At 67.4% G+C, this 25970-nt stretch carries 20 protein-coding genes, 1 tRNA gene and 1 pseudogene; 8 read left to right on the forward strand and 14 right to left on the reverse strand.

The genetic code is table 11. The annotated features are described in order from the left end of the window. The first annotated feature begins 7 nt into the window (after positions 1-7). The 6 genes from OOB33_RS21440 to OOB33_RS21465 all read left to right on the forward strand — a co-directional run bounded on the left by OOB33_RS21440 (position 8) and on the right by OOB33_RS21465 (position 6417). The gene (locus tag OOB33_RS21440) at positions 8-943 is read left to right on the forward strand and encodes a hypothetical protein (protein WP_271010154.1); all 936 of its coding nucleotides are present in this window, start codon (positions 8-10) and stop codon (positions 941-943) included. Further along, positions 940-2688, forward strand: a complete 1749-nt coding sequence (recJ, locus tag OOB33_RS21445; RefSeq protein ID WP_271010155.1) for a single-stranded-DNA-specific exonuclease RecJ — start codon at positions 940-942, stop codon at positions 2686-2688. Before OOB33_RS21440 ends, recJ begins: the two co-directional genes overlap by 4 nt. 9 nt (positions 2689-2697) lie before the next feature. Further along, positions 2698-3603: a 3',5'-nucleoside bisphosphate phosphatase gene (locus tag OOB33_RS21450; protein ID WP_271010156.1), complete on the forward strand. Its 906-nt coding sequence runs from the start codon at positions 2698-2700 to the stop codon at positions 3601-3603. Positions 3604-3687: 84 nt separating this feature from the next. Continuing rightward, complete coding sequence (locus OOB33_RS21455) at positions 3688-4314, forward strand: L-threonylcarbamoyladenylate synthase (protein WP_102766486.1); 627 nt, start codon at positions 3688-3690, stop codon at positions 4312-4314. A 145-nt stretch (positions 4315-4459) separates the two neighbouring features. Next, positions 4460-6010 carry a methyl-accepting chemotaxis protein gene (locus tag OOB33_RS21460; protein WP_165794437.1) on the forward strand — a complete coding sequence of 517 codons (1551 nt, stop codon included), beginning with the start codon at positions 4460-4462 and terminating at the stop codon, positions 6008-6010. Positions 6011-6066: 56 nt separating this feature from the next. Continuing rightward, positions 6067-6417 (forward strand): energy transducer TonB, encoded by a 351-nt coding sequence (locus OOB33_RS21465; protein ID WP_102766484.1) that lies wholly within the window; start codon positions 6067-6069, stop codon positions 6415-6417. Positions 6418-6595: 178 nt separating this feature from the next. Here OOB33_RS21465 and OOB33_RS21470 read toward each other — a convergent pair whose 3' ends face one another. The 4 genes from OOB33_RS21470 to ybaK are packed head-to-tail and all read right to left on the reverse strand — an operon-like array spanning position 6596 to position 8611. After that, positions 6596-6997, reverse strand: coding sequence for a glutaredoxin family protein (locus tag OOB33_RS21470; protein ID WP_133155077.1), 402 nt, complete (start codon positions 6995-6997; stop codon positions 6596-6598). Between the two features lie 37 nt (positions 6998-7034). After that, positions 7035-7385, reverse strand: a complete 351-nt coding sequence (locus tag OOB33_RS21475) for a RidA family protein (RefSeq protein ID WP_102766482.1) — start codon at positions 7383-7385, stop codon at positions 7035-7037. Continuing rightward, positions 7382-8110 (reverse strand): glycerol-3-phosphate 1-O-acyltransferase PlsY, encoded by a 729-nt coding sequence (gene plsY / locus OOB33_RS21480; protein ID WP_171826985.1) that lies wholly within the window; start codon positions 8108-8110, stop codon positions 7382-7384. Before plsY ends, OOB33_RS21475 begins: the two co-directional genes overlap by 4 nt. A 6-nt stretch (positions 8111-8116) precedes the next feature. Further along, a complete protein-coding gene (gene ybaK / locus OOB33_RS21485) occupies positions 8117-8611 on the reverse strand; it encodes a Cys-tRNA(Pro) deacylase (protein WP_102766480.1) in 495 nt (164 codons plus the stop codon). A 411-nt stretch (positions 8612-9022) separates the two neighbouring features. On the opposite strand from ybaK, the gene OOB33_RS21490 reads away from it, so the two are divergent. Beyond that, on the forward strand, positions 9023-10066 hold the full coding sequence (locus tag OOB33_RS21490) for a trypsin-like serine peptidase (RefSeq protein WP_271010157.1): 1044 nt from the start codon (positions 9023-9025) through the stop codon (positions 10064-10066). A gap of 108 nt (positions 10067-10174) precedes the next feature. Beyond that, on the forward strand, positions 10175-11338 hold the full coding sequence (ydiK, locus tag OOB33_RS21495) for an AI-2E family transporter YdiK (protein ID WP_271010158.1): 1164 nt from the start codon (positions 10175-10177) through the stop codon (positions 11336-11338). Here the strand turns inward: ydiK and pbpC are convergent. The 10 genes and pseudogenes from pbpC to infC all read right to left on the reverse strand — a co-directional run bounded on the left by pbpC (position 11244) and on the right by infC (position 25958). After that, positions 11244-13424 carry a penicillin-binding protein 1C gene (gene pbpC, locus OOB33_RS21500; RefSeq protein ID WP_271010159.1) on the reverse strand — a complete coding sequence of 727 codons (2181 nt, stop codon included), beginning with the start codon at positions 13422-13424 and terminating at the stop codon, positions 11244-11246. The two genes, ydiK and pbpC, sit on opposite strands and share 95 nt — an antisense overlap. Next, the gene (locus tag OOB33_RS21505) at positions 13421-19429 is read right to left on the reverse strand and encodes an alpha-2-macroglobulin family protein (RefSeq protein WP_271010160.1); all 6009 of its coding nucleotides are present in this window, start codon (positions 19427-19429) and stop codon (positions 13421-13423) included. The genes pbpC and OOB33_RS21505 overlap by 4 nt, the downstream gene beginning before the upstream one ends. 336 nt (positions 19430-19765) lie before the next feature. Continuing rightward, positions 19766-19842, reverse strand: a tRNA-Pro gene (locus OOB33_RS21510). Positions 19843-20109: 267 nt separating this feature from the next. Beyond that, a pseudogene (locus tag OOB33_RS21515) lies at positions 20110-20442 on the reverse strand (MerR family transcriptional regulator); the annotation flags it as partial. 34 nt (positions 20443-20476) lie between these two features. Next, entirely contained in the window at positions 20477-20875 is a 399-nt protein-coding gene (locus OOB33_RS21520) for an integration host factor subunit alpha (RefSeq protein ID WP_102766625.1), read from the reverse strand. Between the two features lie 34 nt (positions 20876-20909). Then, positions 20910-23336: a phenylalanine--tRNA ligase subunit beta gene (pheT, locus tag OOB33_RS21525; RefSeq protein WP_271010161.1), complete on the reverse strand. Its 2427-nt coding sequence runs from the start codon at positions 23334-23336 to the stop codon at positions 20910-20912. Between the two features lie 60 nt (positions 23337-23396). Next, positions 23397-24434 carry a phenylalanine--tRNA ligase subunit alpha gene (gene pheS / locus OOB33_RS21530; RefSeq protein ID WP_271010162.1) on the reverse strand — a complete coding sequence of 346 codons (1038 nt, stop codon included), beginning with the start codon at positions 24432-24434 and terminating at the stop codon, positions 23397-23399. 160 nt (positions 24435-24594) lie between these two features. After that, complete coding sequence (rplT, locus tag OOB33_RS21535) at positions 24595-24951, reverse strand: 50S ribosomal protein L20 (RefSeq protein ID WP_102766472.1); 357 nt, start codon at positions 24949-24951, stop codon at positions 24595-24597. A gap of 23 nt (positions 24952-24974) precedes the next feature. Continuing rightward, entirely contained in the window at positions 24975-25178 is a 204-nt protein-coding gene (gene rpmI, locus OOB33_RS21540; RefSeq protein WP_102766471.1) for a 50S ribosomal protein L35, read from the reverse strand. 234 nt (positions 25179-25412) lie between these two features. Next, positions 25413-25958, reverse strand: a complete 546-nt coding sequence (infC, locus tag OOB33_RS21545; RefSeq protein WP_102766470.1) for a translation initiation factor IF-3 — start codon at positions 25956-25958, stop codon at positions 25413-25415. Between the last annotated feature and the right edge of the window lie 12 nt (positions 25959-25970).

The following is a 25970-nucleotide window of genomic DNA, read 5'->3' on the forward strand; positions in this document are numbered from 1 at the left end:
CACGCCCATGCATCTGATGATTCCCCACGCCAGCGCCCTGGGCGAGGCCTGCCAGCACAGCCTGGGCGAGCTGAACCTGCCCCATTTGAGCGAACTGCTGGGCCGCCTGAGCCCGGACGGCGCGCCCATCGGCGAGGACGAGTACAGCCTCAACACCCCGCAGGAACTGGCCCTGGCCCAGCTGCGCGGCAGCCAGGCCGCGCCGGGCGAGCTGCCCACCGCCGCCTGGCTGGCCCGCAGCCTGGGGCTGGACGAGCGCCTGGCCTGGGCACGCCTGACGCCCCTGCATCTGGCCGTGGGCGCCGACCACATCACCGCCTACAACCCCGAGGAGCTGCAGCTCAGCGAATTCGATTCGCGCGCCCTCTTCGAGGCCCTGGCCGAGCTCTGGCCCAGCCAGGAGGGCTGGGCGGCGCAATGGGTGGACAGCCAGACCTGGCTGATCGGCCACGCCAGCCTGCAAGGCCTGGCCAGCGCCAGCCTGGACCGCATCCTGGCCCGCAATGTGGCGGCCTGGATGCCCGAGGCCCGACTGCTGCGCCGCCTGCAAAACGAGATCCAGATGCTGCTGCACGAACACCCGCTCAACCAGGCACGCGAGCAGCGCGGCGTGCTGGCCGTCAATTCGGTCTGGATCAGCGGCTGCGGCCGCGCCGAGGGCGGCGAACTGCCCGCGCAGCTGCAATTGGACGAGCGCCTGCGCGCGCCTTTGCTGGCGGGTGACTGGGCCGCCTGGTCGGAAGCCTGGGTGGCCCTGGACGCCGGCCCGGTGGCGCGCGCGCTCGACCTGGCGCGCAAGTCCCACCCCTCGCTGCGCCTGACCCTGTGTGGCGAGCGCTTCGCGCAGTGCTACAGCCTGCGCCCCAGCGGCGCCCTGCAAGGCCTGTGGCAGCGCCTGAGCCCACCGCGCGCCAACACCACCGAACTGCTGGGGGCCCTGTGAACGCGCCCCGCCTGCTGACGCGCGAGGTGCCGCCTCGCACCGCCTGGGCGCTGGAACAAGCCGGCGTTGCGCCCCTGCTGGCGCGCCTGTTCGCCTCGCGCGGCGTCAGCTCGGCCGAAGAGCTGGACGACGGCCTGGCCCGCTTGCTGCCCCCCGAGGATTTGAAAGGCATCCAGGAGGCTGCGCGATTGCTGGCCGACTGCATCGAGCAGCGCCAGCGCATTTGCCTGGTCGCCGATTACGACTGCGACGGCGCCACCGCCTGCACCGTGGCCCTGCGCGGCCTGGCCCTGCTGGGCGCGGCGCCCGAGCAGCTCTGCTACGTGGTGCCCGACCGCGCCATCCATGGCTACGGCCTGACGCCAGCCATCGTCGAGCTGGCCCTTCCACAACGGCCGCAGCTCTTGATGACCGTGGACAACGGCATTGCCAGCATGGCCGGCGTGGCCCATGCCAAGGCCCTGGGCCTGCGCGTGCTGGTGACCGACCACCACCTGCCCGCCGTGGTTGAAGGCCGGATCGAGCTGCCCGCGGCCGACGCCCTGGTCAACCCCAGCCAGCCCGGCTGCGGCTTTGCCAGCAAGAACCTGGCCGGCGTGGGCGTGGCTTTTTATGTGCTGCTGGCCCTGCGCAGCGAGCTGCGCCAGCGCGGCCGCTACGACAACACGCCGCAGCCCAAGCTCGACGGCCTGCTGGACCTGGTGGCCCTGGGCACGGTGGCCGATGTGGTCAAGCTCGACGCCAACAACCGCCGCCTGGTCGCGCAAGGGCTCAAGCGCATGCGCGCCGGCCGAGTGCAGCCCGGCATCGCTGCCTTGTTCACCGCCGCCGGCCGCGATTGCAGCCGCGCCAATGCCTTCGACCTCGGCTTTGCCCTGGGCCCGCGCATCAATGCCGCCGGCCGGCTCTCGGACATGACCCTGGGCATCGAATGCCTGCTCAGCGACGACCCGACCCGCGCCCTGGAACTGGCGCGTCAGCTCGACGCCATCAACCGCGAGCGCCGCGAGATCGAGGCCGATATGCGCGAGCAGGCCGAGTTCAAGCTCGACGAACTGATGCAAGACCCGCGCCTCAAGGGTGAGCCCCCCGCCGCCCTGGCCCTGTTCGAACCCGAGTTCCACGAGGGCGTGGTCGGCATCATTGCCTCGCGCCTCAAGGACCGCATCCACCGGCCCACCTTCGTCTTCGCCCGCGGCGCCGATGGACAGCTCAAGGGCTCGGGCCGCTCCATCCCCGGTTTTCATCTGCGCGACGCCCTGGACCTGGTCAGCAAGCGCCACCCCGAGCTGCTCAAGAAGTTCGGCGGCCACGCCATGGCGGCCGGCTGCACCCTGGCCGACGACGGCTTCGAGCGCTTCGATCAGGCTTTGCAAGACGTGGCGGCCGAATGGCTGGACGCAGCCGCCCTGACCCGCACCTTGCGCACCGATGGCCCCCTGGCCCCGGAGCTGTTCACCGCCGACACCGTGCGCGCCCTGGACGCCCAGGTCTGGGGCCAGGCTTTCGAAGCGCCGCTGTTCTGCGACCGGGTCGAGGTGATCTCGCAGCGCATCGTCGGCGAGCGTCACCTCAAGCTGCGCCTGCGCCAGGGCGGTGCCCTGCGCGATGCGATCTGGTTCGGCCACATCGAGCCGGTGCCCGAGCGCGGCCTCTTGGCCTACCGCCTGAGCCTGGACGAATACCAGGGTCAGCAGCGGGTGCAGATGATCGTCGAGGCGATGACGGAAGAGGCCGGCGCCTAAAATGGCCCGGTGAATCCAAACCTCGACCGCCAACCCGTCCACCAGTGGGCCCTCCACCACCTCAGCAATGCCGATCTGCATTGCCACTCGCGGGTGTCCGACGGCACCTTGCAGCCCGAGGAACTGGCGGCGCGGGCCAAGGCCAATGGCGTCGAGCTCTGGGCCCTGACCGACCACGACGAGGTGGGCGGCCAGCAGCGCGCGCTGGAAGCCGCCCAGGCCCAGGGCCTGGCCTACCTGACCGGGGTGGAGATTTCGGTCAGCTTCGCCGGCCGCGTGGTGCACATCGTCGGCCTCGGTTTTGACCACCACAACGAGGCCTTGATCCAGGGCTTGCGTGCCACCCGAGGTGGCCGCGAGCCGCGTGCCCGAGAGATGGCGGCCGGCCTGGCAGCCGTGGGCATCCCCGGCGCCTTCGAAGGTGCGCTGCAGTATGTGGGCAACCCGGAGCTGATCTCGCGCACCCATTTCGCTCGCTTCCTGGTCGAGGCCGGCCATTGCAGCGACATCAGCGAGGTGTTCCGCCGCTTCCTCACCGAGGGCAAGCCCGGTTATGTCGAACACCGCTGGGCCGGCCTGGGCGACGCCGTGCGCTGGCTGCGCGAGGCCGGCGGCATGGCTGTGATCGCCCACCCGGCGCGCTATGGCTTCACGCCCACCGAGGAGTACGCCCTCTTCACCGAGTTCATCGCCCATGGCGGCCGCGGCGTCGAGGTGGTGACCGGCAGCCACACGGCCGCTGAGGCCGCCAAGTACACCGAGACGGCGCTGGAGTTCGGCCTGCTGGCCTCGCGCGGCTCCGATTTCCATTCACCCGACGAGAGCCGCATCGACCTCGGCCGCCTGGACGCCCTGTCCGGCCGCCTGCAGCCGATCTGGCTGGAGCTGGCGGACCGGGTGCATCCGCCGCAGTGAGGGTGTGAACCCTGGCCGCGGGACGCGCGTGTCTTTTTCGCACCGCCCCGCGCACGCGCGCTGGAGCCAGCGCCACAATGGCCCATGGCTCAGTTCTTCGAAGTTCACCCGGACAACCCGCAGCCCCGCTTCCTCAAGCAGGTGGCGCAAATCCTGCACGGCGGCGGCATCGCCGCCATCCCCACCGACTCCAGCTACGCCCTGGTCTGCCATCTGGACGACAAGGCGGCGGCCGAAGCGCTGCGGCGCATTCGCGGCGTCGACGACAAGCACCACCTGACCCTGCTCTGCCGCGACCTCAGCGAGTTGGCCAGTTATGCGCGCGTGGACAACCGCCAGTACCGCCTGCTCAAGATGGCGACACCGGGGCCCTTCACCTTCATCCTGGAGGCGACCAAGGAAGTGCCGCGCCGCCTCTCCCACCCTTCGCGCCGCACCATCGGCCTGCGCGTGCCCGATCACCGGGTGACCCAGGACCTGCTGGCCATCTTCGGCCAGCCCCTGCTGGCGACCACCTTGATCGCGCCCGGCGACAGCGAGCCGCTGAATGACGCGCAAGAGATCTCCGATCGCCTGGACAAGCAGCTTCAGGTCATCCTGGACGCCGGCGCCTGCGCGCGAGAGCCCACGACCATCATCGACATGAGTCACGAAAACCCGGAATTGCTGCGCCAGGGGCGCGGAAATGCGGCAAGTCTGGGGCTTTTTTAACGTGACCGCCGGATGGGCTTTGCGATGATCCTTAAGTCTTCCAGCAGCCTGCCGAAGATCCACGGGTAGGCTGCACACACAAGAAATAACAGGGTGGCAGCGTCAGCCGTGGATGTTTGTTGTCATTAGGAAGAAAGCGCCCGCCATGAGTCTTCTCTCAAAACTGCGTATCAGCCAGCGCTTGGGCTTGAGCTATGCCGTCTTGATCGTCTTGCTGATCATCATCGGCAGCTATGGCGCTTACAGCGCCAACCGCCTGGCCAAGGATCTGGACACCACGGCCAATCAGAGCCTGGTCAAGATCGCCGCAGCGAACTCGCTGGAAGGCAATGTCAATGTGATCGCCCGCGCCGCACGCGATCTGCTGCTGCTGGACGAAGCCCGGCAGATCAAAAAGCAGAAAGCCGCCATCGACGGCGCCGTGCAGGAGAGCGAGAAACAGCTCTCCAGCCTGCAAAGCAGTCTGGACGGCAGTGAAGAAACCGCTCAGGTCGAGAAGGTCAAGGAAGCCCAGGCCAAGTTCTTTGCCTCGGTCAACAAGTTCCGCAAGGTGCAGCAGGACGGCAGCCCCGATGAGGCGCGCGAGAGTCTGATCACCGATGTGCGCCCGGCCCAACAAGCCTATCAGGACGGCCTGAAGGGCCTGGTGGATATGCAGTTCGAGAACGCCCATGATCTGGCCGTGGCCGGTGGCGAGTTGGCCCGCAATTCGGTGCTGGTGACCGTGGTGCTGGTGATCGCCGCCGTGGTGATCGGAGGCGCTGGCGGCCTGGCGATCTCGCGCTCCATCATCAACCCGGTCAAGCAGGCCCAGGCCGCGGCCGACGCCATCCGCAATGGCGATCTCACGCACAGCGTGGGCGCCGCTGGCAGTGATGAACTGGGGCAGATGCTGGAAGTGATGCAAGGCATGCAGGAGGCGCTGTCCGGCGTGGTCAGCAGCGTCAGCGCGGCCGCCGCCGATGTGGCCCAGAGCTCCAGCCAGATTGCCAGCGGCAACAACGATCTGTCCGATCGCACGGCGCGCTCGGCCTCCAGCCTGCAGACCACCGCCGCATCGGTGGAGCAGATCGCCGCCAACCTCAGCGGCGCCAGCGAACTGACCCGCAAGGCGGCCGGCATTGCCAGCAAGGCCCGCAATTCAGCCAGCGCCGGCGGCAAGGCCGTGGCCCAGGTTGTGGCGACGATGGAAGAGATCAGCGCCAGCTCGCGCAAGATCGGCGACATCATCGGCGTGATCGACGGCATCGCCTTCCAGACCAACATCCTGGCCCTGAACGCTGCCGTGGAAGCGGCGCGCGCCGGCGAGCATGGCCGCGGTTTCGCCGTGGTGGCCTCGGAAGTGCGCGCCCTGGCTTCGCGCGCCGCCTCCGCCGCCAAGGAAATCAAGGTGCTGATCCAAGAATCCACGGTCAAGGTGGAAACCGGCACCGATCTGGTGAACAACGCCGGCGTAACCATCAGCAGCGTGGTCAACGAAGTCAACGACATGGGCCAGCTGATCGAGGAAATTTCGCACTCGGCCCAGGAACAGGCTGCGGGCGTCGGCATCGTCAACAACGCCATGAACGAACTCGATCGCAGCACCCAGCAGAACGCCAGCCTGGTGAGTGAGCTGAGCCACTCGACCGAAGCGCTGACCAGCAGTTCCTCGCGCTTGCTGGAAGCGGTCGGCTTCTTCCGCACCCATCACTGAGTGCAGAGCGACACCCAGTTTTGCCACTCATTTCAAGACCACAGCAGAGGAAAGACATGACCCCTTCGAATCGACCCACGCTGCTCACCCAGATGCTGCGCGCATCGGCTGGCCTGCTCGGCGCCCTCCTGATCGCGACCAGCGCCACGGCCTCCCCCAAGGTCCTGAAGAAGGTGCCGCCTGAGTTCCCCGCGGCTGCAACCAAGAAGAACATCAAGACCGGCTCGGTCAAGGCCAAGATGAACATCGGCCCCGACGGCAAGGTCATCGATGTGCAGATCCTGGAATCCGAACCGCCGCGCATCTTTGACCGCGCCGTGACCGAAGCCCTGATGGAGTGGCGCTTCGAAGGCAACGGCGAAAAGCAAAGCCACGAAGTCAAACTCGTCTTCAGCAGCGAGGACTGAGTTCGCGCACAAGGTCCTGCCTGCGCAGGACCTTGTGGCTAACTCAGGACGGCCCGCATGCTTGCGGGACGGCTGAAGGTCTTGTATGGCCGCCTGCGCGGCTTTGCCTGCCTCGTTCAGGACGGCCCGCATGCTTGCGGGCCGCCTGAGTTCGCACACACCGGTGCCAGCGACAAAGCTAGCGCTGCACAGCCCCCGCCTGCTCCAGCAGCGCCACCATCCGCGCCCGATCCAGACCCACGATGACCTGACCTCGGACCAGGAAGGTGGGCGTGCCTTGTGCCAGGGTCTCCCGGAAACGCTGCGCGCACTGCGCATTGCTCTCGATGAAGCACTCGGCGTAGGGAATGCGCTCCGCTTCAAACCACTCGCGTGCCTGGCTGCAGTAGGCACAGCTGCGGCTGGACAGCATCACGATATCGCCCGGCTTTGCCCTCTCCCGGAGGCTTTGCGCCTGGCCCTCATGCAGGCCTTGGCGGGCCCAAGTGCTCAGCCCCCACACCACGGCGACGATCGCCAGCAGCGGCCAGAGCTCGCGCCAGGCCACAGCCCCAAAAGAAAAAAGGCGGCGTCGACTCATTTCGACCCCGCCTTCTTGTTGTCTTGAGAATGGCCGCTCAAACCGCAGCGGTCACAACAATCTCGACCTTCCACTCCGGCCGGGCCAGCTTGGCCTCGACCGTGGCGCGCGGCGGCGTGTGGCCGGGTACCACCCACGCGTCCCAGGCGGCGTTCATGCCGGGGAAATCGGCCAGGTCGGCGATGTAGATCTGCGCACGCAGGATCTTGCTCTTGTCGCTGCCGGCACGAGCCAACAGAGCGTCGATCATGGCCAGCACCTGGGCCGTCTGGCCGGTGATGTCCTGGCTGGCGTCTTCCGGCACCTGACCGGCCAGGTAGACCACGCCGTTGTGCACGGCCATCTCGGACATGCGGGCGCCGACATCAAAACGTTGGATCGTCGTCATTTGGTTGCTTGCCTTTCCTTCTTCTTGGGATGCTTGTGCGAATGGCCGTGGGCATGGGCTGCCTCGGGACCATGCGGGTGTTTCTTGCTGCTGCCGGCGGGCGGTGCCACGGCCGCCTTCTGGCCCAGACGGCTTTCGGTGCCATTCATCAGCTTCTTGATATTGGCGCTGTGACGCCAGACCAGCAGCAGGCCCATCAGCACCAGCACGCCGACATTGGGGCCGGTGCCCCAGCCGAACATCTCGTAGATGGGCGCAAACGCAGCAGAGACGATGGCGGCCAGGGACGAGTAGCGGGTGAAGTAGGCGATCGCCAGCCAGGTCAGCAGCGTGGCGGCACCCAGCACCGGGTTCAGCGCCAGGATCACACCGGCCGCTGTGGCCACACCCTTGCCGCCTTCGAAGCGGAAGAACACCGGCCACAGATGGCCCAGGAATGCAGCGAGGCCGACCAGAGCCGCCGTGCCCTCGCCGAGACCGAAACGGGCGCCGAACTGCAGCACCAGCAGCACCGGCACATAGCCTTTCAGCGCGTCAAACACCAGGGTCAAAATCGCCGCGGCCTTGTTGCCCGAGCGCAGCACATTGGTGGCACCGGGGTTGCCCGAGCCGTAGCTGCGCGGATCGGACAAGCCCATGGCCCGGCTGACGATGACGGCAAAGGACAGGGAACCGACGAGGTAGCCGACAAGCGCGGCCAGGAGAGGGAAAAGAGTGTCTTGCATGGGACGCTATTCTGCACTGGCGCACTGCACCGCCCGCGCCTGCAGCAGCTCCGGCAGAACCCGCGGGTCCAAACCCACCAGGTAGCCACGCCGCCCGCCATTGATGCAGATGCGCTCCAGCGCAAGGATGCTGGCCTCGACGTACACCGGCATGGTCTTGCGCGTGCCAAAAGGCGAGGTGCCGCCGACCAGATAGCCGCTGTGACGCTGCGCCACCTCGGGCTTGCAGGGCTCGACCTTTTTGCAGGGGATCTGGCGTGCCAGCTCTTTCAGGCTGACCTTCTGGTCGCCATGCATCAGCACGATCAAGGGCTGGGCGCGTTCGTCCTGCATCACCAGGGTCTTGACGACCTGGTGCTCGGGCACACCGAGCTGACGCGAACTTTCAGCGGTACCGCCATGCTCGACATAGTCGTAGACATGTTCGCTGAAGGCGATCTGGCGCTGACGCAGGAACTGCGTGGCCGGGGTCTCGCTGACATGGGCTGTTTTCTTGGACATGCAGGGAATTTTCACCGAAGTCGAGCACGGCCCGCCGTCCGTGCCTGGCAAGCCAGAAGCTAGGGGTTGTGAGCCCAAGCGGTCGGCCTAGCATGTGCATCGGAGCGGTACGGGCCGCGGCAGTTGGAGCTGCCAAGCCCGCACAACAGCCGCCCGGCCAGCACCGCGATCTGCCTTCAGCCAGGGCAGCCACGGCCCGGCCTTCGCTGCGATGCCCAGCCCGATGCTGGCTGCACCACGGGCCCCACGCAGCGATTCTTCGCTTTGGATGCGAGATGCGCGCCCGCGTAGAGCTGCGTTGATTTCAACGCCCTCGCCATGTCATTTCACTCAACCCGGTCGGCCTCGCTCACCTCGAGCCGGCCTGCCTCTGGCCCTGCCCTGCGCGGGCCAATTCTTGGGAGTTGCACCATGGAAGAACATCTGGAACTGAGCCGCGAGTTTCCCGCCCCGAGCCTGCAAGAAGCGGTGCTCAAGCTCAAGTCACGCAAAGCCAGCGCCCGCCTGCCGGCCGGCCTCAGCGAAAAATTGCTGAGCCAGGCCCCAGCCATGATCGAAGTCGATGGGCGCAGCTATCCGCGCGGCACCGAAGCCGTGGAGATCAAGTCCCTGAGCAAGAGCGCCGCGCTCAGCGACAAGGGCATTGAAGCCGGCACCGAAGCCTTCATTCCCGAGCATGTCGATGTCGAGTTCACGGCCCGCCTGGAGCCGGCCAGCCTGCGTCGGCCCAAGTTCATCGAACGTCTGGACTACCTGCCCGAGCCGCAAGCCGGGACGAAGACCATCTTTGGGGCGGACGGCCGGCGCGTGTTCTACAGCAACGCCTACCCCTGGCGCTGCAACGGACGGGTGGAGAGCCCGCTGGGCAATGGCAGCGGCGTGATGGTGGGCCCACGCCACCTGTTGACCTGTTCGCATGTGATTGACTGGCGGCCCAACAACACCACGGGCTGGCTCAAATTCACGCCCATGTACTACAACGGCAGCGCCCCCTACGGCACGGCCTACGGCGTGCGCACCTACTTCAAGGTCAAGGTGACGCCGCCCACCATCGACAGCAACGAGGCGAAGTTCGACTATGTCGTGGTGGTGCTGGATCGCAATGTCGGCAATGCCACCGGCTGGCTGGGCACCAAGTCCTACAGCGACAGCTGGGACGGCGGCGCTTACTGGACCCATGTCGGCTATCCCGGCGACCTGACGGGCGGCCAGCGCCCGATCTGGCAGGACGGCATCGCCCTGGACGGTGACTTCTGGAGCCCGGATTCACATGAAAGCATGAGCCATCGTGGCGATGTCTGGCCCGGCCAAAGCGGCGGCGCTTTCTGGGGCTACTGGGACGGCCAGCCCTATGCCGTCGCCGTGCAGAGCGCGCACAACGCCAGCAACAACTTCGCCAGCGGCGGCTCGGACCTGGTGGACCTGGTGATCCGCGCGCGCAATGAGCACCCCTGAGCCTGCGGCCTGCGCAGCCGCTTGAGCTGAGGTCGAAGGCGCGGCAGCGTTCTGGCCCGAGAATCGGGCCCAACGCTGCTGCCGGCCTAAGTGCCGAACCTGTCGACCATGAAGCCTTCTTCGCCCCAGCCTTCCTCGCCCCCGCCCGACGCGCCGCGCCAGGACATCACTCGCATCTTGCTGGCCGTGCTGGCCGTGGCCTTGCTGATCTTTGCGTCCTTGTGGGTCTTGCAGCCCTTTCTGGGCGCTAGCGTCTGGGCGACCATGGTGGTGGTGGCCACCTGGCCGCTGATGGAGAGCTTGCAGGCCCGGCTCTGGGGCCGGCGCAGCCTGGCCACGGGCGTGATGGTGCTGGGCCTGCTGCTGCTGCTGTTTGTGCCCTTGTCGATTGCGCTGTCCACCGTCGTGACCCATGCCGATCAGGTCATGGCCTGGGCGCCCAAGCTGCTGGATGCGCAAATCCCCGAACCGCCGGCCTGGTTGGCCAGCCTGCCGGTGATCGGCGAGAACCTGGCAGCCTTCTGGCACAAGGTGGCGCAGGAGGGCTTGAGCTCGCTGCTGGCCATGATCAAGCCCTATGTGGGCAGCAGCCTCAAATGGACGGCCGCCCAGGCCGGCAATCTGGGCATGATCGGACTGCAATTCCTTCTCACCGTGGCCATCGCGGCCATCCTCTACAGCGAGGGCGAGAGCGCTGTGCTCCATGTGCGCCGCTTCGCCCGGCGCCTGGCCGGCGAGCAAGGCGACGCCGTCATCACCCTGGCCGGCCAAGCCATCCGCGGCGTGGCCCTGGGCATTGTGGTCACCGCCCTGGTGCAGACCGCGCTCGGTGGCCTGGGCCTGTGGATCAGCGGCGTGCCCTTCGCCGGCCTGCTCAGCGCCGTGATGCTGATGGCCTGCCTGGCCCAGATCGGCCCGGCCCTGGTGCTGGCGCCGGCTGTGGCCTGGTTGTTCTGGAGCGGCGACAACGTCTGGGCCACAGTGCTGCTGGTCTGGACTTTGTTGGTGACCACGCTGGACAACTTCCTGCGCCCCTGGCTGATCAAGAAAGGCGCCGACCTGCCCCTGCTGCTGATCTTCGCCGGAGTGATCGGCGGCCTCCTGGCCTTCGGCCTGGTGGGCCTGTTCATCGGCCCGGTGGTGCTGGCCGTGACCTACACCTTGCTGGAAGCCTGGGTCAGCGAAGGCCTGCCGGCGAAGGCCGAGGCGCTGCGCGAGCGGGCTGCGGCGGCACGCCCGGCTTCAGCTGGGCGCCGCGCACCTCGAAACTGAGGCGCTGCAGCTCGCGCCCGCGCGAATCCAGCAGGCGCAGCTGATGGCGGCCGGGCCAGGGCGCCCAGTTCAGCTGGCGCCCGCGACCGAGGATCCTGCCGTCCAGCTCCCACTGACCGGACTGGCCTTCGAAACGGATTTTTTGCGCCTGGGGCGGCATGTCGGGGTCGAGCGCGAAGACACTGCCATCCACCGGGCTGCGAATGCCCTGCACCTCAGCTGAAGCATGCAATTGGCTGCCCGCGCCCCAGCGCACCTGCTCGGTGCCGCGCACAAACCACTCGCGCCGCGCCGGCTCGGGCACCCCGTCGAACTGAACCGTCAGCGGCAGCACGCTGGCCGGCGCCGCCGGCGCACGCGAGGGCCGCCCTTGGTGCAGATAACGCATCAAGCCGGCCCAGACCGGCGCCGCCCCGCTGATGCCACTGACCCCGTGCATGGGCGCACCGCTGGCATTGCCGACCCAGACGCCCACCGTGTAACGATCACTGAAACCCAGGCACCAGTTGTCGCGCATGTCCTTGCTGGTGCCGGTCTTGACCGCCGCATAGCTGGCCAGCGCCAGCGGGCTGTCCAGGCCGAAACCGATGGCGCGGGCGTTGTTGTCGGCCAGCATGTCGGCGACGATGAAGCTGGCCCCGGCGTCGGCCACACGGCGGCGGCCCGACTGCGCTGTCGGCGCCTGCGCCTGCAGCTGAACCGGCCCCAGCACGCCGCCATTGGCCAGGCTGCGGTAGGCATTGGCCAGGTTGAGCAGCGTCACATCGGCGCTGCCCAAGGCCAACGAGAGGCCGTAAAAGCCGGCCGTCTCGCTGAGCTGCAGGCCGAGCTGGTTCAGGCGCTCGAACACGGCATCGCTGCCCAGCATGGCCATCAGGCGCACGGCCGGCACATTGAGGCTGCTGCCCAGGGCGCTGCGCGCCGAGACGAAGCCCTTGAACTGCCGGTCGTAGTTCTGCGGGATGTAGAGGCCCGCCGGGGTGTTGATCTGCGCCGGGGAGTCCTCCAGCAGGCTGGCCGCCGTGATCAGGCGCCGCTCCAGCGCCAGCTGGTAGATGAAGGGCTTGAGCGTGGAGCCCGGCTGGCGCCGCGCCAGCACGCCGTCCACCTGGGCCGCGGCCGAGAAGGCGCCGCTGCTGCCCACCCAGGCGCGCACCTGGCCGCTGGCGTTGTCCAGCACGACCACGGCGCCGTCCTCCACATTGCGCCCGCCCAGCTCGGCCAGCTGGTTCTTGAGCAGGCGGGCCGCCTGGCGCTGCAAGCCCGCATCCAGGCTGCTGCGCTGATGGGCAGGCCCCTCCGCTCGCAAGACCTGGCGGGCGAAATGGGGCGCCAGCTGTTCACCCAGCGGCATGCCGGCCGGGCGCAGCAAGGCCGCCTCGGCCTGGCCCGCCACGGCTTCGCAGCCCAGGCCCTGCAGCTTGAGCAGGCCGCAGGCGCGCTGGCTCCAGGCCGCCACGCCGGCATTGGGCGCGCGGAGCAGGGCGGCGGCCAGGGCGCCCTCGACCGCCGTCAGGCCCGAGGGGTGTTTGCCGAACAGCACTTGCGAGAGCGCATGGATGCCGACCAGCTCACCCCGGAAGGGCACGCTGTTGAGGTAGGCCTCCAGGATCTGCGCCTTGCTCCAGCGCCGTTCCAGCTGGGCCGCCAGCCAGACCTGGCCCAGCTTCTGGCCCGCGCTGCGGCCGCCCGCCGGGCGGGCCAGGCCGGCGTCGATCAAGCCGGCCAGCTGCATGGTTACGGTAGACGCGCCGCGCGTGCGCTGGTTCCACAAATTGGCCCAGGCGCTGCTGGCCACGGCACTCCAGTCGACACCGCTGTGCTCGTAAAAGCGCCGATCCTCGCCCAGCAAGATCGCCTGCAGCAAGGCCGGCGAGAGTTGGCTCAATGGCAGCCAGTCGAGCGCGCGCCGCTGCGGGTCCAGGCGCAGGGTCTGCAGCGGCTCGCCGCGCCGGTCCAGCAAGGTGAGATCCGACACCCGATGTGCGGCCTTGATCTCCTGAAAGCTGGGCTGCGCCAGGGCCGGCGCGCTCGCGGCGAGCAGCAGGCCGGCCAGCAGCCAGGCCCTGCGAACGCATCCCCTCAAGGCGCCACCTCCAGCGAGGCCTGGGGCAGCTCGGCGAAGTTCTCGGGCGCGTACATGGCCTCGACCCGGGTGCCCGGCATTTGGAAGCGGCCGGCGTTGTTCAGGCGCACGGTGTACTCCAGCACATGCTTGCCGCGCGGCAGGCGCTCGAAATAGGCGCGCCAGGCCTCGTGGCTGCGCTCCTCAAACGTGGGCGGCACGCGCGCTTCATCGCCCGGCTTGGCATTGCGGCTGAGCTCGGCCACCCGTTCGGCGCCCAGCACGGCTGCGCCGCCGGGCAGCGGATCGGCGAGCACCACCCAGGCCATATCGCTGCCCGCCTCCAGCTCCAGGCGCACGCGCAGCACATCGCCCCGGCTCCAGCGCCCGGCCACCTTCTGCTCCACAGCCTGCACCGTGCGTTGCAGGCGGTAGCCCGCGCTGGCCGCCTGCTTGAGCGGCACGGCCGCCAGCGACTGCACGGTCAGCCAGGGCTTGCCCGCGCCCTTGTGCTCCACGTTCAGATTGCCGCTGTTCCAGGGCAGCAGCAGGCTGCCGCCCTCGGGCTGGCGCGACCAGTCCAGCGCTTGCAGCGGCGCCGGGCTCAGCGTCGCCTCGGTCTTGCCACCGGGCTTGACGCTTTCGAAACGCGCCGCGAACTTGTCCAGCGCCAGCACGCCCCAGAGATTGGCCGTGGTGCTGCTCCAGGCCCCGCGCGTCTGACGGCCCAGGCTGCCTTGCAGCAGGCGCGGCAGCTCCTCGGCCCAGCCGGCTTCGTCCAGCACGGCCAGCATCAGGCGCGAAGCATTGGCATCGGCGTTGTCCATCAACCACCACCAGGCATCACTGTCCTCGGTGCTGAAGCGCAGCACCGTGCCCTGGTAGCTCAGGCGGCTGCGCAGCAAAGCCTGGGCTTCGGCCAGGCGCTGGGCGCGCTGCGGCGCCTGCGCCATGCGCTTGTGGATGTTGAGCCAGTCGATCACGGCGGCCGTCGGCCAGGACGCCAAAGCCTTGGCATTGACGGTGCTGAGCCCCGCCGGCGTGGCACGGCCGTAGCGCGACAAGGCCTCCAGCACCGCCAGGCGGCGCACATCGGCATCGATCTCGGCGCTGCGCGGTGACCAGCTGCTGCGGCTGATGCGTCCGTCGATATAGGCCGTCAGGCCTTGCAGCAACTTCTCGCGCAGGGCCGGCGGGATGTCGCGCCCGGCCTCATGCGAAGCGGCCAGCAAATAGGCCGTCAGGCGCTCGCTGCCACGCGAGGCTTCATCCGGCCGCGGCGGGAAGTAATGCGTCAGGCCGTCGCTGTCCAGATAGGACGGCATGGCCGCCAGCACCGACTGCCACAACGCCGCATCGTGCAGGCCCAGGGCCTTGGAGGTTTGCTGCTCCAGGCAGCTGTAGGGATAGGTCTCGAAGAAGCGCCGCGGCCCCGGCAGATCGCCGCCCAGGCGGCGCTGCAGCACCAGGTTGACGCCACCGCGCTTGGCGCCTGTTTCCGGCCAGGCACCGGCCGGCGGCGCCACGGGCAGGCTGAGGCGGCCATCGAGCTGGCTCAGGCTGGCTTGCCAGACCTGCACTGGCACGGCAGGCAAGACCCGTTGGCTCACCCGCAGCTGATCACGCGCCGGGGCCTGGCCGCCACTGGCGCTGCCCTGCTCGCTGGCCGTGGCCTGCCACTGCAGCCCGGAGCTGCCTTCGGGCACCTTGAAACTCCAGCTCAGCTCTCGGGCCTCACCGGCGGCCAGCTTCAAGGTCTGGGCCGGCAGCGTCGTCACGGGCAGCGCGGCCGCACCGGCCGCCACCTGCGGCTGCGCCTGCAGTTCGGCCCGCAGATTCATGGCCCGCGCACTGCTGTTGCGCAGGGTCAGATTGGCCTGGAATTCATCGCCCTCGCGCACCAGCGGCGGCAAGCCGGACAGCACTTGCAGGTCCTGCGTCACCCTCACCGTGGCCTGGCCCGTGCCGAACTGGTGGCTGCCGGCATCGGCCACGGCGACCAGGCGGAAGCTGGTCAGCGAGTCGTTGAGCGGCACCTCGATCAGCGCTTCGCCGCGCGCATCGAGCTTGACCGTGCTGCGCCAGAGCAAAAGCGTGTCGAAAAGCTCACGGGTGGGCGCGCGGCCCCCGCCGCCGCCGGCCGCCACCGCCTTGCGGCCGTAGTGGCGCCGGCCGATGATTTCGCTCTGCGCCGTGGCCGTGTCCACGCCCCAGCTGCGCTGCTGGATCATGGCCGGCAGCAGCTCCCAGCTGCTGTTGCCGCGCAGGGCCAACAGACCTTCGTCCACGGCGGCAAATGCCAGCTCGGCCCCGGGCACCGGGCGGCCATCTTGCGTCACCTGCACACGGGTGCGTACGGTCTCGCGCACACCGTACTGGCTGCGCTCCGGGCTGACCTCGACTTGCAGCTGGTGCTCGGCCAGGCCCACTTGCACGGCGGCCACGCCGAGCTTGAAGGAGGGTTTGGCCAGGTCCACCAGGGCCGTGGGCGCGGGCATGTTGCGGCTTTCGCGCCAGGCGGCCCACCAGTCGCGCGGCGCACGCCAGCCCCAGCTGAAGAAAGAGTACCAGGGCACATGCTGGATGCGCCCACGCAGGGCCAGCACGCTGACGTAGACATTGGGCGCCCAGGCGCGCTCGATCTTGAGCTCAAAACTGGGGTCGCGGCCGGTCAGCTTGACGACGCGGGTGTCGATCACGCCCTCGCGCTCGATCGCCACCAGGGCCGTGGCTTCACGGAAGGGCATGCGCACCTGGAAACGTGCAGTCTGGCCCGGTTCATAACGCTTCTTTTCGGCGAGCACATCGATGCGGTCGTCGTTGTCCTGCGCAAACCAGAGTTCACCCTCCTGGCTCATCCAGGCGCTGGCTGCCGCCTGGCTGGGCCGGCCTTCGCTGTCCTTGGCGCTGAGCACCAGCTCCACCTCGCCCGAGACCTCGAGCTTGGCCTCGCAGGCCAGCAGGCCCTGGGCATCGCTGCTGCCGCTGCAGACCGTGCCCAGGTCCTTGATCTCGGTGCGGTTGTCGTAGGCATAGAAGCCGCCCACCATGCGCTTGCGGCTGCTGAGGGTCTGGCGCAGCTGCGCCTTGACCTCCAGGCGCTGGCCGGCCACCGGCTTGCCGGCCGTGTCCAGGGCCAGGGCGCTGAAGGCCAGGCTGCCGCGGTTGTTGGACCAGCTGCGCGTGCGCAGACCCAGCACCAGCTTGGAGGGCCAGAGCGCCACGGTCTGGTTGACGCTGCGCACCTCGCCGTTCGGGTCGCTGTAGCTGAGCTCGGCCAGCAGTTCGCTGGGCCGGCTCAGGGCGGGCAGGTTCTTGATGACGGCCTCGGCTGCGCCCTGGCGGTCGGTGACGGCGGGCTGCTTGTCCAGCACCAGGCGGGTGTCGCGCGCCGGGCTGGCGCCCTCCTCGCCCTCGCCTTCGTCCTGGAAACGCGCGGCCTCACCGAGGCCGCGCGGCGGCTCGAAGCTGAACTCCTCGTAGCCGGCAAAGTGCAGGCTGCGCGGGCGCAGCAAGGCGCTGAACCTGAGCGGCGCCTGGGCCATGGGGCCGCCGGCCTGGTAGTTGAGCTGTGCCCCCAGGCGCAGCTCCTTGGGCGCCACCTGCACCGCCTTGGGCGCGCTCAAGGTGGCGCTGATCAGGGGCACGCGGAACTCTTCGACATGGAAGCTGCCGGCCATCCAGCTGCGGGCTTCGCCGTCGCCGGCGCCGCGACTTTCGCGCAGCAGCTCGATGCTGTAGCTGCCCAGCTTGGCGCCGGCGGGTATCACCCATTGCGAGCTGGCGCTGCGCGGGCTGGGCCAGCTGATCGGCAGCTCGACTTCGCTGCCGCTGCCCAGATGGGTCAGCTTGAGCTTGGTGGGCAGTTGCTCGGGTGCCGCCAGCTTCAGACCCTGGCGGGTCTCCAGGCGGAAGAAATGCTTCATCGACACCGTCTCGCCGGCGCGCAGCAGGCTGCGGTCCAGCACCGTGTGAGCGCGCACCTCGGGGCTGCCGGCGCCATAGATCGTCGGCAGATTGAATCGCCAGGGCTCGATGCCGCGGTTCCAGTTGCTGAAGACAAAGGCCATGTCGGGGGCAGCACCGGCCGCATCGGCTTTCTGAGCCGTCACGAAGAAGCCGCGCTCGGCCACGCAACGCTTGTCGTCCCAGCCCGGGGGCTGCAGCGCCTGCTGCACCAGCGCGCGGCCCTGGGCATCGGTGCGGCCGCTCCAGAGTGGCTTGCCGGCACAATCGTGCACCACCACCTCGGCCCCCTCGACGGGCTGGCCGCGATCCAGGCGGGTCACCCAGACCAGGCTGTTCTCGCGCGACCATTTGAAATGCACGCCCAGGTTGGTGACCAGCACGCCGGTGCGCACAAACATGGGCGCGGTCTTGTCCAGCAAGGCCTGGCCCAGGCGCGGCGAACGCAGTTCCACCACGTGGTAGCCCGGCTCATTCAGAGGCAGGCCGATGACTTCAAAAGGCCGCGGCTCGGCGCCTTGCGGCGGGGTCGGGGGCGGCGGCAGCTTGAGCGTTTGCGCCTGTCGGTCTTTGTCCAGCAAGGCCAGCTCGCGGCTGGCGATGTGACGCATCTGTTTGCGCGCCACGGGCTGGCCGCGGCCATCGGTCTCTTGCAAGATCTCGTACCACTGCCCCTCGGGCAGGCCGGCCTCACGCGCGCTGAGCTGGCTCTCGTGATAACGGCTGACCCGCGCATACCAGGCCAGCACCTCGGCGGGGCTGCTCAATCGCTTGACGCGAATCTCGCCGGGCGCCTGCGCAGCGCCGCCACCGCCCCAATCGCTTTGCACATGGCGCATGGTGATGGGCAGCAGGGCCGGCTCTTTGCCCCCGGGCGCGCGCTCGATCACACCAAACGGTGCGGCTGCGAACTTGGCCAGCGGCGGCGATGCGCCCGTGGCAACTTGCAGCGGAAAGCTGGCCGCATTGGCCAGAGGCCGGCCGGTCATGTCCTTGATGCCGACCGGCATCTGCAGGCTGAACGCCGCGTTCTCGGCCAGCGGAAAGGGAAACTCCAGCATCGACAGCTCGGCCGACTCCTCACCCTTGGGCTTGAGCGGTTTCAGCAGCTGGCCCGAGGCCGATTTCAGCGTCAGCTGCAGAGCCTGTTCACGCGGCACCGGCGCACTGAAGAGCACCCGCATCGGCCGCACCGGCATGCAGGGCACATTGGCACGTTCGCGCTCGCAGGAGAACTCCGCTGTGAAGGGGCGCCGCACCTGGTAGGCATGGGTTTCGTCCGCGCGCCGCTTGGCGGCCGCCTGGGGCCCCGCGTCGCTGTTGGACCAGAGCAAACGCATCTTGGTGGCCTGCGGCAGCGGCCGCTGGCAGTGCAGCAGCCAATGGCTGCCAGGCAGCCGTGCCGCCGCCTGGCTGCGACCGCGCGACTTGAGCACGGCAGCCAGCGCCTCACCCTGCACCGCCTGCACGGGGATGCGCTCGCCCAGGCCCTCTACCTCGCACCAGGCGCGCTGGCGCAGCTGGGTTTCGCTGATGGCGCCGTTGAAACGGAGCAGGAAATGCTGGTCTTCCTCAATTTCGCTGCCCGGCCAGGGTTGCACCTGCTGCAAACGAACCGGGCCGGTGCGAAAGCTGAAGCTCTGCGGTCCGCTGAGCGCGCCGCCCACGGCTTTGAAGCTGTCCAGCACGCGCACCTCGCAGCTTTGCTCCGGCCCCACGCCCGAGCCTGGGCTGCCGGCACGCCAAACCCACTCGCGCGCGTTGTTCCATCGACCCTCGTCCAGCTTCAGGGCTTTGCCGCCGCAACTCAGACTCACCGGCGCAGGCAGGCGCGGATCGCCAGCGGGCACCACAGGCTCGGAAAAGCTGACACGCAGCTGATGAAACTCAGCCACCTCAGCGCTGGGAGACACGCTCACGGTGGCCGCGGACAGCGCCGGCAAGCTCAGGCTCAGCAGAAGCAAACCGAACAGCGATGGAGCCGCCCAGGGCGCACGACTCGTACCTGGATCGCGAGCCAGCTCCGAGTAGCGGCTGAACCTGTTCTTCTGTTGTCCCATGCACCCTCCCAGGCGATCTGCATCAAAGCGAGGGGCAGTCTAGCCGCTCTACTCCGCGCCTCCGGACCCACGGCGGTGAACAAGAATGGGATTGAGCAACAGCTCGTGACAAGCCCCTGGCGGTGCTGGCACAAGAACCAGCAGTCGAGCTCGAGAGGATGCGGGGATGGGGATGGGGGTGGAAATGACTGCGCAAGAACCGCAGGCCCTCAGCGCTCAGGCCGATGGCAGAGTCCAAGCGGCAGTAGGAGCTGTAGCCGCGCTGAACACGAATGCCCGAGCCCAATGGAAAACGGGTCAGATGTTTTCACATCTGACCCGTCATCACATTTTAAATGGTCGGAACGGTGGGATTCGAACTCACGACCCCTTGCACCCCATGCAAGTGCGCTACCAGGCTGCGCTACGCCCCGACTGAGCTTTGCATTATAGGAGCATTTTTATGCTCATGGCAAGAGAGTTTGTCGAATTGCCAATAATTCTTCTTTGACCTGGGCCAGCGTCAGGGGTTCAACCCCACCCAACACGCCGCCGAGACGCAGCGACATGCCGGCCAACTCGTCCAGACCCGCGGTGCTGCGGGCGGCCGACGGTTGCGCGGCCAGGGCCGCCACGCCAGCGCTGGCGCCCGCGCCGCCGGGCAAGGCCGTGGCGCGCACGACGATGTCGCCATCGTCGAAGCCGGCTTCGTCCTCGAGGCGCTGGGCTTCGTCGGCTTCCTGCTTGAACACCAAAGCCGCAGCGTCGCTGCGGGCAGCGCCGCCTTCCATCAGCTGGTTACGAGCACCGCTGATGGTGAAGCCCTGGTCGTAGAGCAGGCCGCGGATGCGGCGGATCAGCAGCACCTCGTGGTGCTGGTAGTAGCGCCGGTTGCCGCGCCGCTTCATGGGCTTGAGCTGGATGAACTCCTGCTCCCAGTAGCGCAGCACATAGGGCTTCACGCCGCACAAATCGCTGACCTCACCGATGGTGAAGTAACGTTTGGCAGGGATGGCGGGCAGCGCGTTTTCCATGCAAATCAAGGGCTTTCGGTGGGGAGGTCAGACTCTACTCGAAGTCATCTTCCCCGCCTACCTCGCCCTGGACCACGTCCTTGAGCTTGTGGCTGGCATGGAAAGTGACCACATCGCGGGCCTTGATGGGGATGGCTTCACCCGTGCGCGGGTTGCGGCCCGGGCGCGGCGCCTTGCGGCGGATGTTGAAATTGCCAAAACCGGACAGCTTCACATCCTGTCCGCGCACCAAAGTGCTGTGGATGATGTCGAAAAAGGCCTCGACCATGTCCTTGGACTCGCGCTTGTTCAAGCCCAGCTTGTCGAACAGCAGTTCGGCCAGCTCGGCCTTGGTCAAGGTCGGGGTTTCCAGCGTGGGCAGCAGAACGCGGGCCGCGGCGATCAGAGCCTGATCGTCGAGCGCGTCATCGTCCCGGGTGTCGTGTGCAGTCATCAGCGTCTTGCCTTGCTTGCAGTCGTTGCGGCACTCAGCCGCGCAGGCGGGCGCCCAGTTGTTCAGCCAGGGCTGCCACCACGGCCGCCACCGTCTGCTCGATGCGCTCATCGGTCAAGGTGGCCTCGTCGTCCAGCAGCTCCAAGCGCACGGCCATGCTGCGCTCGCCGTCCTTCAGCTCGGCATTGGCCTGCGTGGGCTTGAAGACGTCGAACAAGCGGGCCGAGCGGATCAGGCCGGCGTGGGCGCTTGCAATGGTCTGCATCAGCGCATCGTGGCTGACCTGTTCGCCGACGATGACGGCCAGGTCACGCAGCACCGACTGCTGGCGCGGAATCGCCTGTGCCGCCGGCAGCTGGCGCTCCAGCACGGCCGGCAGGTCCAGCTCGAACAGCACCGGCGCGCTGGGCAGCTCGTAGCCCTGGCGCCACTTGGGGTGCAGCTCGCCGATCACGCCGATGTCACGGCCATCCAGTTCGACGCGGGCGCTGCGGCCCGGGTGCAGGGCCGGATGTTGGGCCGGCTTGAACTGCAGCTGGCGCGGCGCGAACAAGGCTTCTAGGTCGCCCTTCACATCGAAGAAGTCGACCTGGCGATCGCGCTGGCTCCACTGCGGCTGGTCCGCCGGGCCGAATGCGAGACCCGCCAGACGCATGGGCTGGGCCACGCCGGCGATGCTGCTGTCGCTCTCCTGCACCGAGGCGTCGCGCAGGAACACACGGCCGATCTCGAACAGGCGCACGCGGCTGGCACGGCGGCTCAGGTTGTGGCGCAGGGCCTGGATCAAACTGCCGATCAGGCTGCTGCGCATCACGGCCAGGGGGGCGGCGATGGGGTTGAGCAGCTGGATCGGGTGGCTGTTGCCGGCCAGCTCGGCCTCCCAGCGGGATTCCACGAAGCTGAAGTTGATGGTCTCGAAATAGTCCCGAGCTGCCACGGCATGGCGCAGCGCATGGATGGCGCGGCGCGATTCCGAGGCCACCTTGGCCACCACCGGCGCCAGCGGCGGGGTGTTGGGCAGGCTGGGGTAGCCCTGCACGCGGATGATTTCTTCGATCAGGTCTTCCTCGATCTGCAGATCGAAGCGCCAGCTCGGCGGCGTCACGGTCAGCACGCCCGGCGCCTCGCTGAACTGCAGGCCCAGACGGCTGAAAACGCGGGCGCAGTCTTCCTGCGTCACCGGCATGCCGATCACCTTGGCGGCGCGAGCGACACGCAGAGCCACCGGCTTGCGCTCGGGCAAGGCGCTGATCTGGTCGTCCAGGGGGCCGGCTTCGCCGCCGCAGATCTCGAGAATCAGCTGGGTGATGCGCTCGATATGCAGGGCCGTGTCGGCCGGGTCCACACCGCGCTCGAAGCGGTGGCCGGCGTCGGTCGAGAAGTTGTAGCGGCGCGAACGGCCGGCCACGGCCTTGGGCCACCAGAAGGCGGCTTCGACGTAGACATTGCGGGTGTCGTCCGACACGGCAGTGGCGTCGCCGCCCATGATGCCGGCCAGAGACTCGGGCGCCGAGGCATCGGCCACCACGCCCACGGTCTCGTCCAGCTCGACGGTGTTGCCATTGAGCAGCTTGAGGCTCTCGCCCTTCTTGGCCCAGCGGATCACCAGCTCACGGTCAATCTTGTCGAGGTCGAAGATGTGCGAGGGGCGGCCCAGCTCGAACATCACGTAGTTGGAGATGTCCACCAGGGGCGCGACGCTGCGCTGGCCGCAACGGGCCAGACGGTCCACCATCCAGGCAGGGGTCTTGGCCTGCGTGTTGACACCACGCACGATGCGACCGGAGAAGCGGCCGCAGAGATCGGCGGCCTCGATGCGCACCGGCAGCTTGGCATCGTGCTGCGGCTGCACCGGGCTGATGGCCGGTGCCTGCAGCGGCGTGCCAGTCAGCGCGGACACCTCACGAGCGACGCCGTACACGCTCAGGCAATGCGCCAGATTGGGCGTCAGCTTGAGGGTGAACAAGGTGTCGTCCAGGTTCAGATGCTCGCGGATGTTCTGGCCGACGGGCGCGTCCAACGCCAGCTCGAACAGGCCACCATGCTCCTCGCTGAGCTTGAGCTCACGCGCCGAGCACAGCATGCCGAAGCTCTCCACGCCGCGCAGCTTGCCCACGCCGATCTTGAAGGCCTTGCCGTCTTCGCCCGGCGGCAGCTCAGCGCCCACCGTGGCCAGCGGCACCTTGATGCCTGCGCGCGCATTGGGCGCGCCACACACGATCTGCAGAGGCTCACCGTTATTGAACGCCGCACCGGCATTGACCTTGCAGACGCGCAGCTTGTCGGCGTTGGGGTGCTGCTCGGCCTCCAGGATCTCGGCGACCACGATGCCATGGAAAGGCGGCGCCACCGGGCGCAGCTCTTCGACTTCCAGGCCCGACATGGTCAGCAGGTCGGCCAGCTCTTGCGTATTCAGCGGCGGGTTGCAGAAGGACCGCAGCCAGGATTCAGGGAATTGCATGTGAAATCTCTTCTTCTCTGCTCTCTCGAGCGTGTTCTGGTGGATGGCGGCGCGCGGGGCTTACTTGAATTGGCTCAAGAAGCGCAGATCGCCATCAAAGAACAGGCGCAGATCATTCACGCCGTAGCGCAACATGGCCAGGCGGTCGATGCCCGAGCCGAAGGCAAAACCAATGTAGCGCTCGGGGTCCAGGCCCATATTGCGGATCACTTGCGGATGCACCTGGCCGGAACCCGAGACCTCGAGCCAGCGGCCTTTCAGCGGACCTGAGCCGAACATGATGTCGATCTCGGCGCTGGGCTCGGTGAAGGGGAAATAGCTGGGGCGGAAACGCAACTCCAGCTGATCGGTTTCGAAGAAGGAGGTGATGAAGTTCAGGTAGACCGACTTCAGGTCCTTGAAGCTGATGTTCTCGCCCACCCACAGGCCTTCGACCTGGTGGAACATCGGCGAGTGGGTGGCATCGCTGTCGACACGGTAGGTGCGGCCCGGCGCGATCACGCGGATCTCGGGCATGGGCTGGCCGGCGTCGATCAGGGCCTTGTGCTTCTTGACATGCTGAACCGCATAGCGGATCTGCATGGGACTGGTGTGGGTGCGCAGCACATGGCCGCCTTCGATGTAGAAGGTGTCATGCATGGACCGGGCCGGGTGATCCTCCGGCGTGTTCAGCGCGGTGAAGTTGAACCAGTCGTTCTCGATCTCGGGGCCGTCGGCCACATCAAAACCCATGGAGCCGAAGATGGACTCGATGCGCTCCATGGCACGGGTGATGGGGTGCAGGCCGCCGGTGCCACGGGCACGACCGGGCAGGCTCACATCGAGCGCCTCGGCCTTCAGTTGCAACTCCAGCTCGGCATCGGCCAGAGCCTGGCGGCGCGCCGTCAGCGCGGCCTCGATGCTGGACTTCAGCACATTGATCTCGGCACCGCGGGCCTTCTTCTCCTCGACCGGCAAAGCGGCCAGGCTCTTGAGCAACTCGGTCACACGACCGGACTTGCCCAGAAAACGCGCTTTGGCGTTCTCGAGGTCGGCGGGAGTGGCGGCGGCGGCGAATTCGCCTTGGGCCGTCTGCAGCAGTTGATCAAGCTCGTTCATCGCGGTGCCAGTCGGGCGGACTGTCAGAAAAATTCGGGCAACAAATAAAAAAGGCCGACACCCTGGTGTCGGCCTCGAGGGTGCTCACCCCGACCGGCCTGGTAACCCAGGGGCCGGGGCTGCCGCCACCACAAGCCAAGGCTTGCAGCTGAGGGGGCAATTAAGCGAGAGCGGCCTTCACCTTGGCGAAGATGCTGGCAAAACCAGCAGGATCGTTGACAGCCAGATCAGCCAGAACCTTGCGGTCGATGTCGATCTGAGCCTTCTTCAGGCCAGCCACAAACTTGCTGTATGTCAGGCCCAGACCGCGGCTTGCTGCGTTGATACGAGCAATCCACAGGGCACGGAACACACGCTTCTTGGCGCGACGGTCACGGTAGGCGTATTGGCCTGCCTTCATCACCGCCTGTTTGGCGATGCGGAAGACATTCTTACGACGACCACGGAAACCCTTGGCCAGAGCCAAGACCTTCTTGTGACGGGCACGAGCGGTAACACCACGTTTAACGCGAGGCATAGTATTTCTCCTTCAGAAGTCGATCAGAGGCCAGCGAAGGGCAACATTTGAGCCATGTGGCCCATGTTGGTTTCGTGCACGGCCGCAGAGCCACGGAGGTGGCGCTTGTTCTTCGTGGACTTCTTCGTGAGGATGTGGCGCTTGAACGCCTGACCGCGCTTGACGGTACCGCCCGGGCGGACGCGGAAGCGCTTCTTGGCGCTGCTCTTGGTCTTCATTTTGGGCATTTGAGTGCTCCTTTTAAGTGCGTCCCTGAAGGCGGTCACGGGCCTCGTGACACTTGCCAGCCCCCAGGAGACTAATAAGCCCGCCGACGACCAAATCAGCGGGCCAGACTATGTGCAAACGATCTCTTCAGACCGCTTGTCAAACCAAACCATCAATTGAAAACGGGCCACGGCCCGCTTTCAATTGCGCCCCTTGCGAGGCGACAGGGCCCGCCTTGCCGCGGGCCTGGGTGATCAGCGCTTTTTCGGCGCCAGCACCATGATCATCTGCCGGCCTTCCAGCTTGGGCATGTTTTCCACCACGGCCACATCCGACAGCTCATCGCGGATGCGTTCCAGCAAGCGCATGCCGATGTCCTGGTGGGTGATTTCACGACCGCGATAGCGCAGCGTGACCTTGCCCTTGTCACCATCCTCGGCGATGAAGCGGCGCAGATTGCGCATCTTGATCTGGTAGTCGCCTTCGTCCGTACCCGGGCGGAACTTGACTTCCTTGATTTCGATGACTTTCTGCTTGGACTTCGCCTCGGCAGCGCGCTTTTGCTCGATGTACTTGAACTTGCCGTAGTCCATCAGGCGGCACACAGGCGGCGTCGCGGTGGCGGAGATTTCGACAACGTCCACATCCAGTTCGCCTGCCATGCGCAGGGCTTCGTGGATGCTCACAATTCCGAGCGGCTCGTTATCAGGCCCGTTGAGACGGACTTCAGGAGCCATGATTTCGCGATTCAGCCGATGCTTACGCTCAGGAATGGCTCGACGGTCAGCAAATGTAGCGATGGTGCATACCCT

The sequence above is a fragment of the Paucibacter sp. B51 genome, assembly GCF_027863535.1.
GTDB lineage: Bacteria > Pseudomonadota > Gammaproteobacteria > Burkholderiales > Burkholderiaceae_C > Paucibacter_A > Paucibacter_A aquatilis.

Bases quoted from the DNA above. Each gene is read 5' to 3' on its own strand.
- OOB33_RS21520 (WP_102766625.1), bottom strand. From the start codon at position 20,875: ATGACTGCACACGACACCCGGGACGATGACGCGCTCGACGATCAGGCT.
- OOB33_RS21465 (WP_102766484.1), top strand. From the start codon at position 6,067: ATGACCCCTTCGAATCGACCCACGCTGCTCACCCAGATGCTGCGCGCA.
- pheS (WP_271010162.1), bottom strand. From the start codon at position 24,434: ATGAACGAGCTTGATCAACTGCTGCAGACGGCCCAAGGCGAATTCGCC.
- OOB33_RS21490 (WP_271010157.1), top strand. From the start codon at position 9,023: ATGGAAGAACATCTGGAACTGAGCCGCGAGTTTCCCGCCCCGAGCCTG.
- OOB33_RS21470 (WP_133155077.1), bottom strand. From the start codon at position 6,997: ATGAGTCGACGCCGCCTTTTTTCTTTTGGGGCTGTGGCCTGGCGCGAG.
- OOB33_RS21460 (WP_165794437.1), top strand. From the start codon at position 4,460: ATGAGTCTTCTCTCAAAACTGCGTATCAGCCAGCGCTTGGGCTTGAGC.
- pheT (WP_271010161.1), bottom strand. From the start codon at position 23,336: ATGCAATTCCCTGAATCCTGGCTGCGGTCCTTCTGCAACCCGCCGCTG.
- ybaK (WP_102766480.1), bottom strand. From the start codon at position 8,611: ATGTCCAAGAAAACAGCCCATGTCAGCGAGACCCCGGCCACGCAGTTC.
- OOB33_RS21505 (WP_271010160.1), bottom strand. From the start codon at position 19,429: ATGGGACAACAGAAGAACAGGTTCAGCCGCTACTCGGAGCTGGCTCGC.
- OOB33_RS21475 (WP_102766482.1), bottom strand. From the start codon at position 7,385: ATGACGACGATCCAACGTTTTGATGTCGGCGCCCGCATGTCCGAGATG.
- rplT (WP_102766472.1), bottom strand. From the start codon at position 24,951: ATGCCTCGCGTTAAACGTGGTGTTACCGCTCGTGCCCGTCACAAGAAG.
- OOB33_RS21455 (WP_102766486.1), top strand. From the start codon at position 3,688: ATGGCTCAGTTCTTCGAAGTTCACCCGGACAACCCGCAGCCCCGCTTC.
- rpmI (WP_102766471.1), bottom strand. From the start codon at position 25,178: ATGCCCAAAATGAAGACCAAGAGCAGCGCCAAGAAGCGCTTCCGCGTC.
- ydiK (WP_271010158.1), top strand. From the start codon at position 10,175: ATGAAGCCTTCTTCGCCCCAGCCTTCCTCGCCCCCGCCCGACGCGCCG.
- OOB33_RS21440 (WP_271010154.1), top strand. From the start codon at position 8: ATGCATCTGATGATTCCCCACGCCAGCGCCCTGGGCGAGGCCTGCCAG.
- plsY (WP_171826985.1), bottom strand. From the start codon at position 8,110: ATGCAAGACACTCTTTTCCCTCTCCTGGCCGCGCTTGTCGGCTACCTC.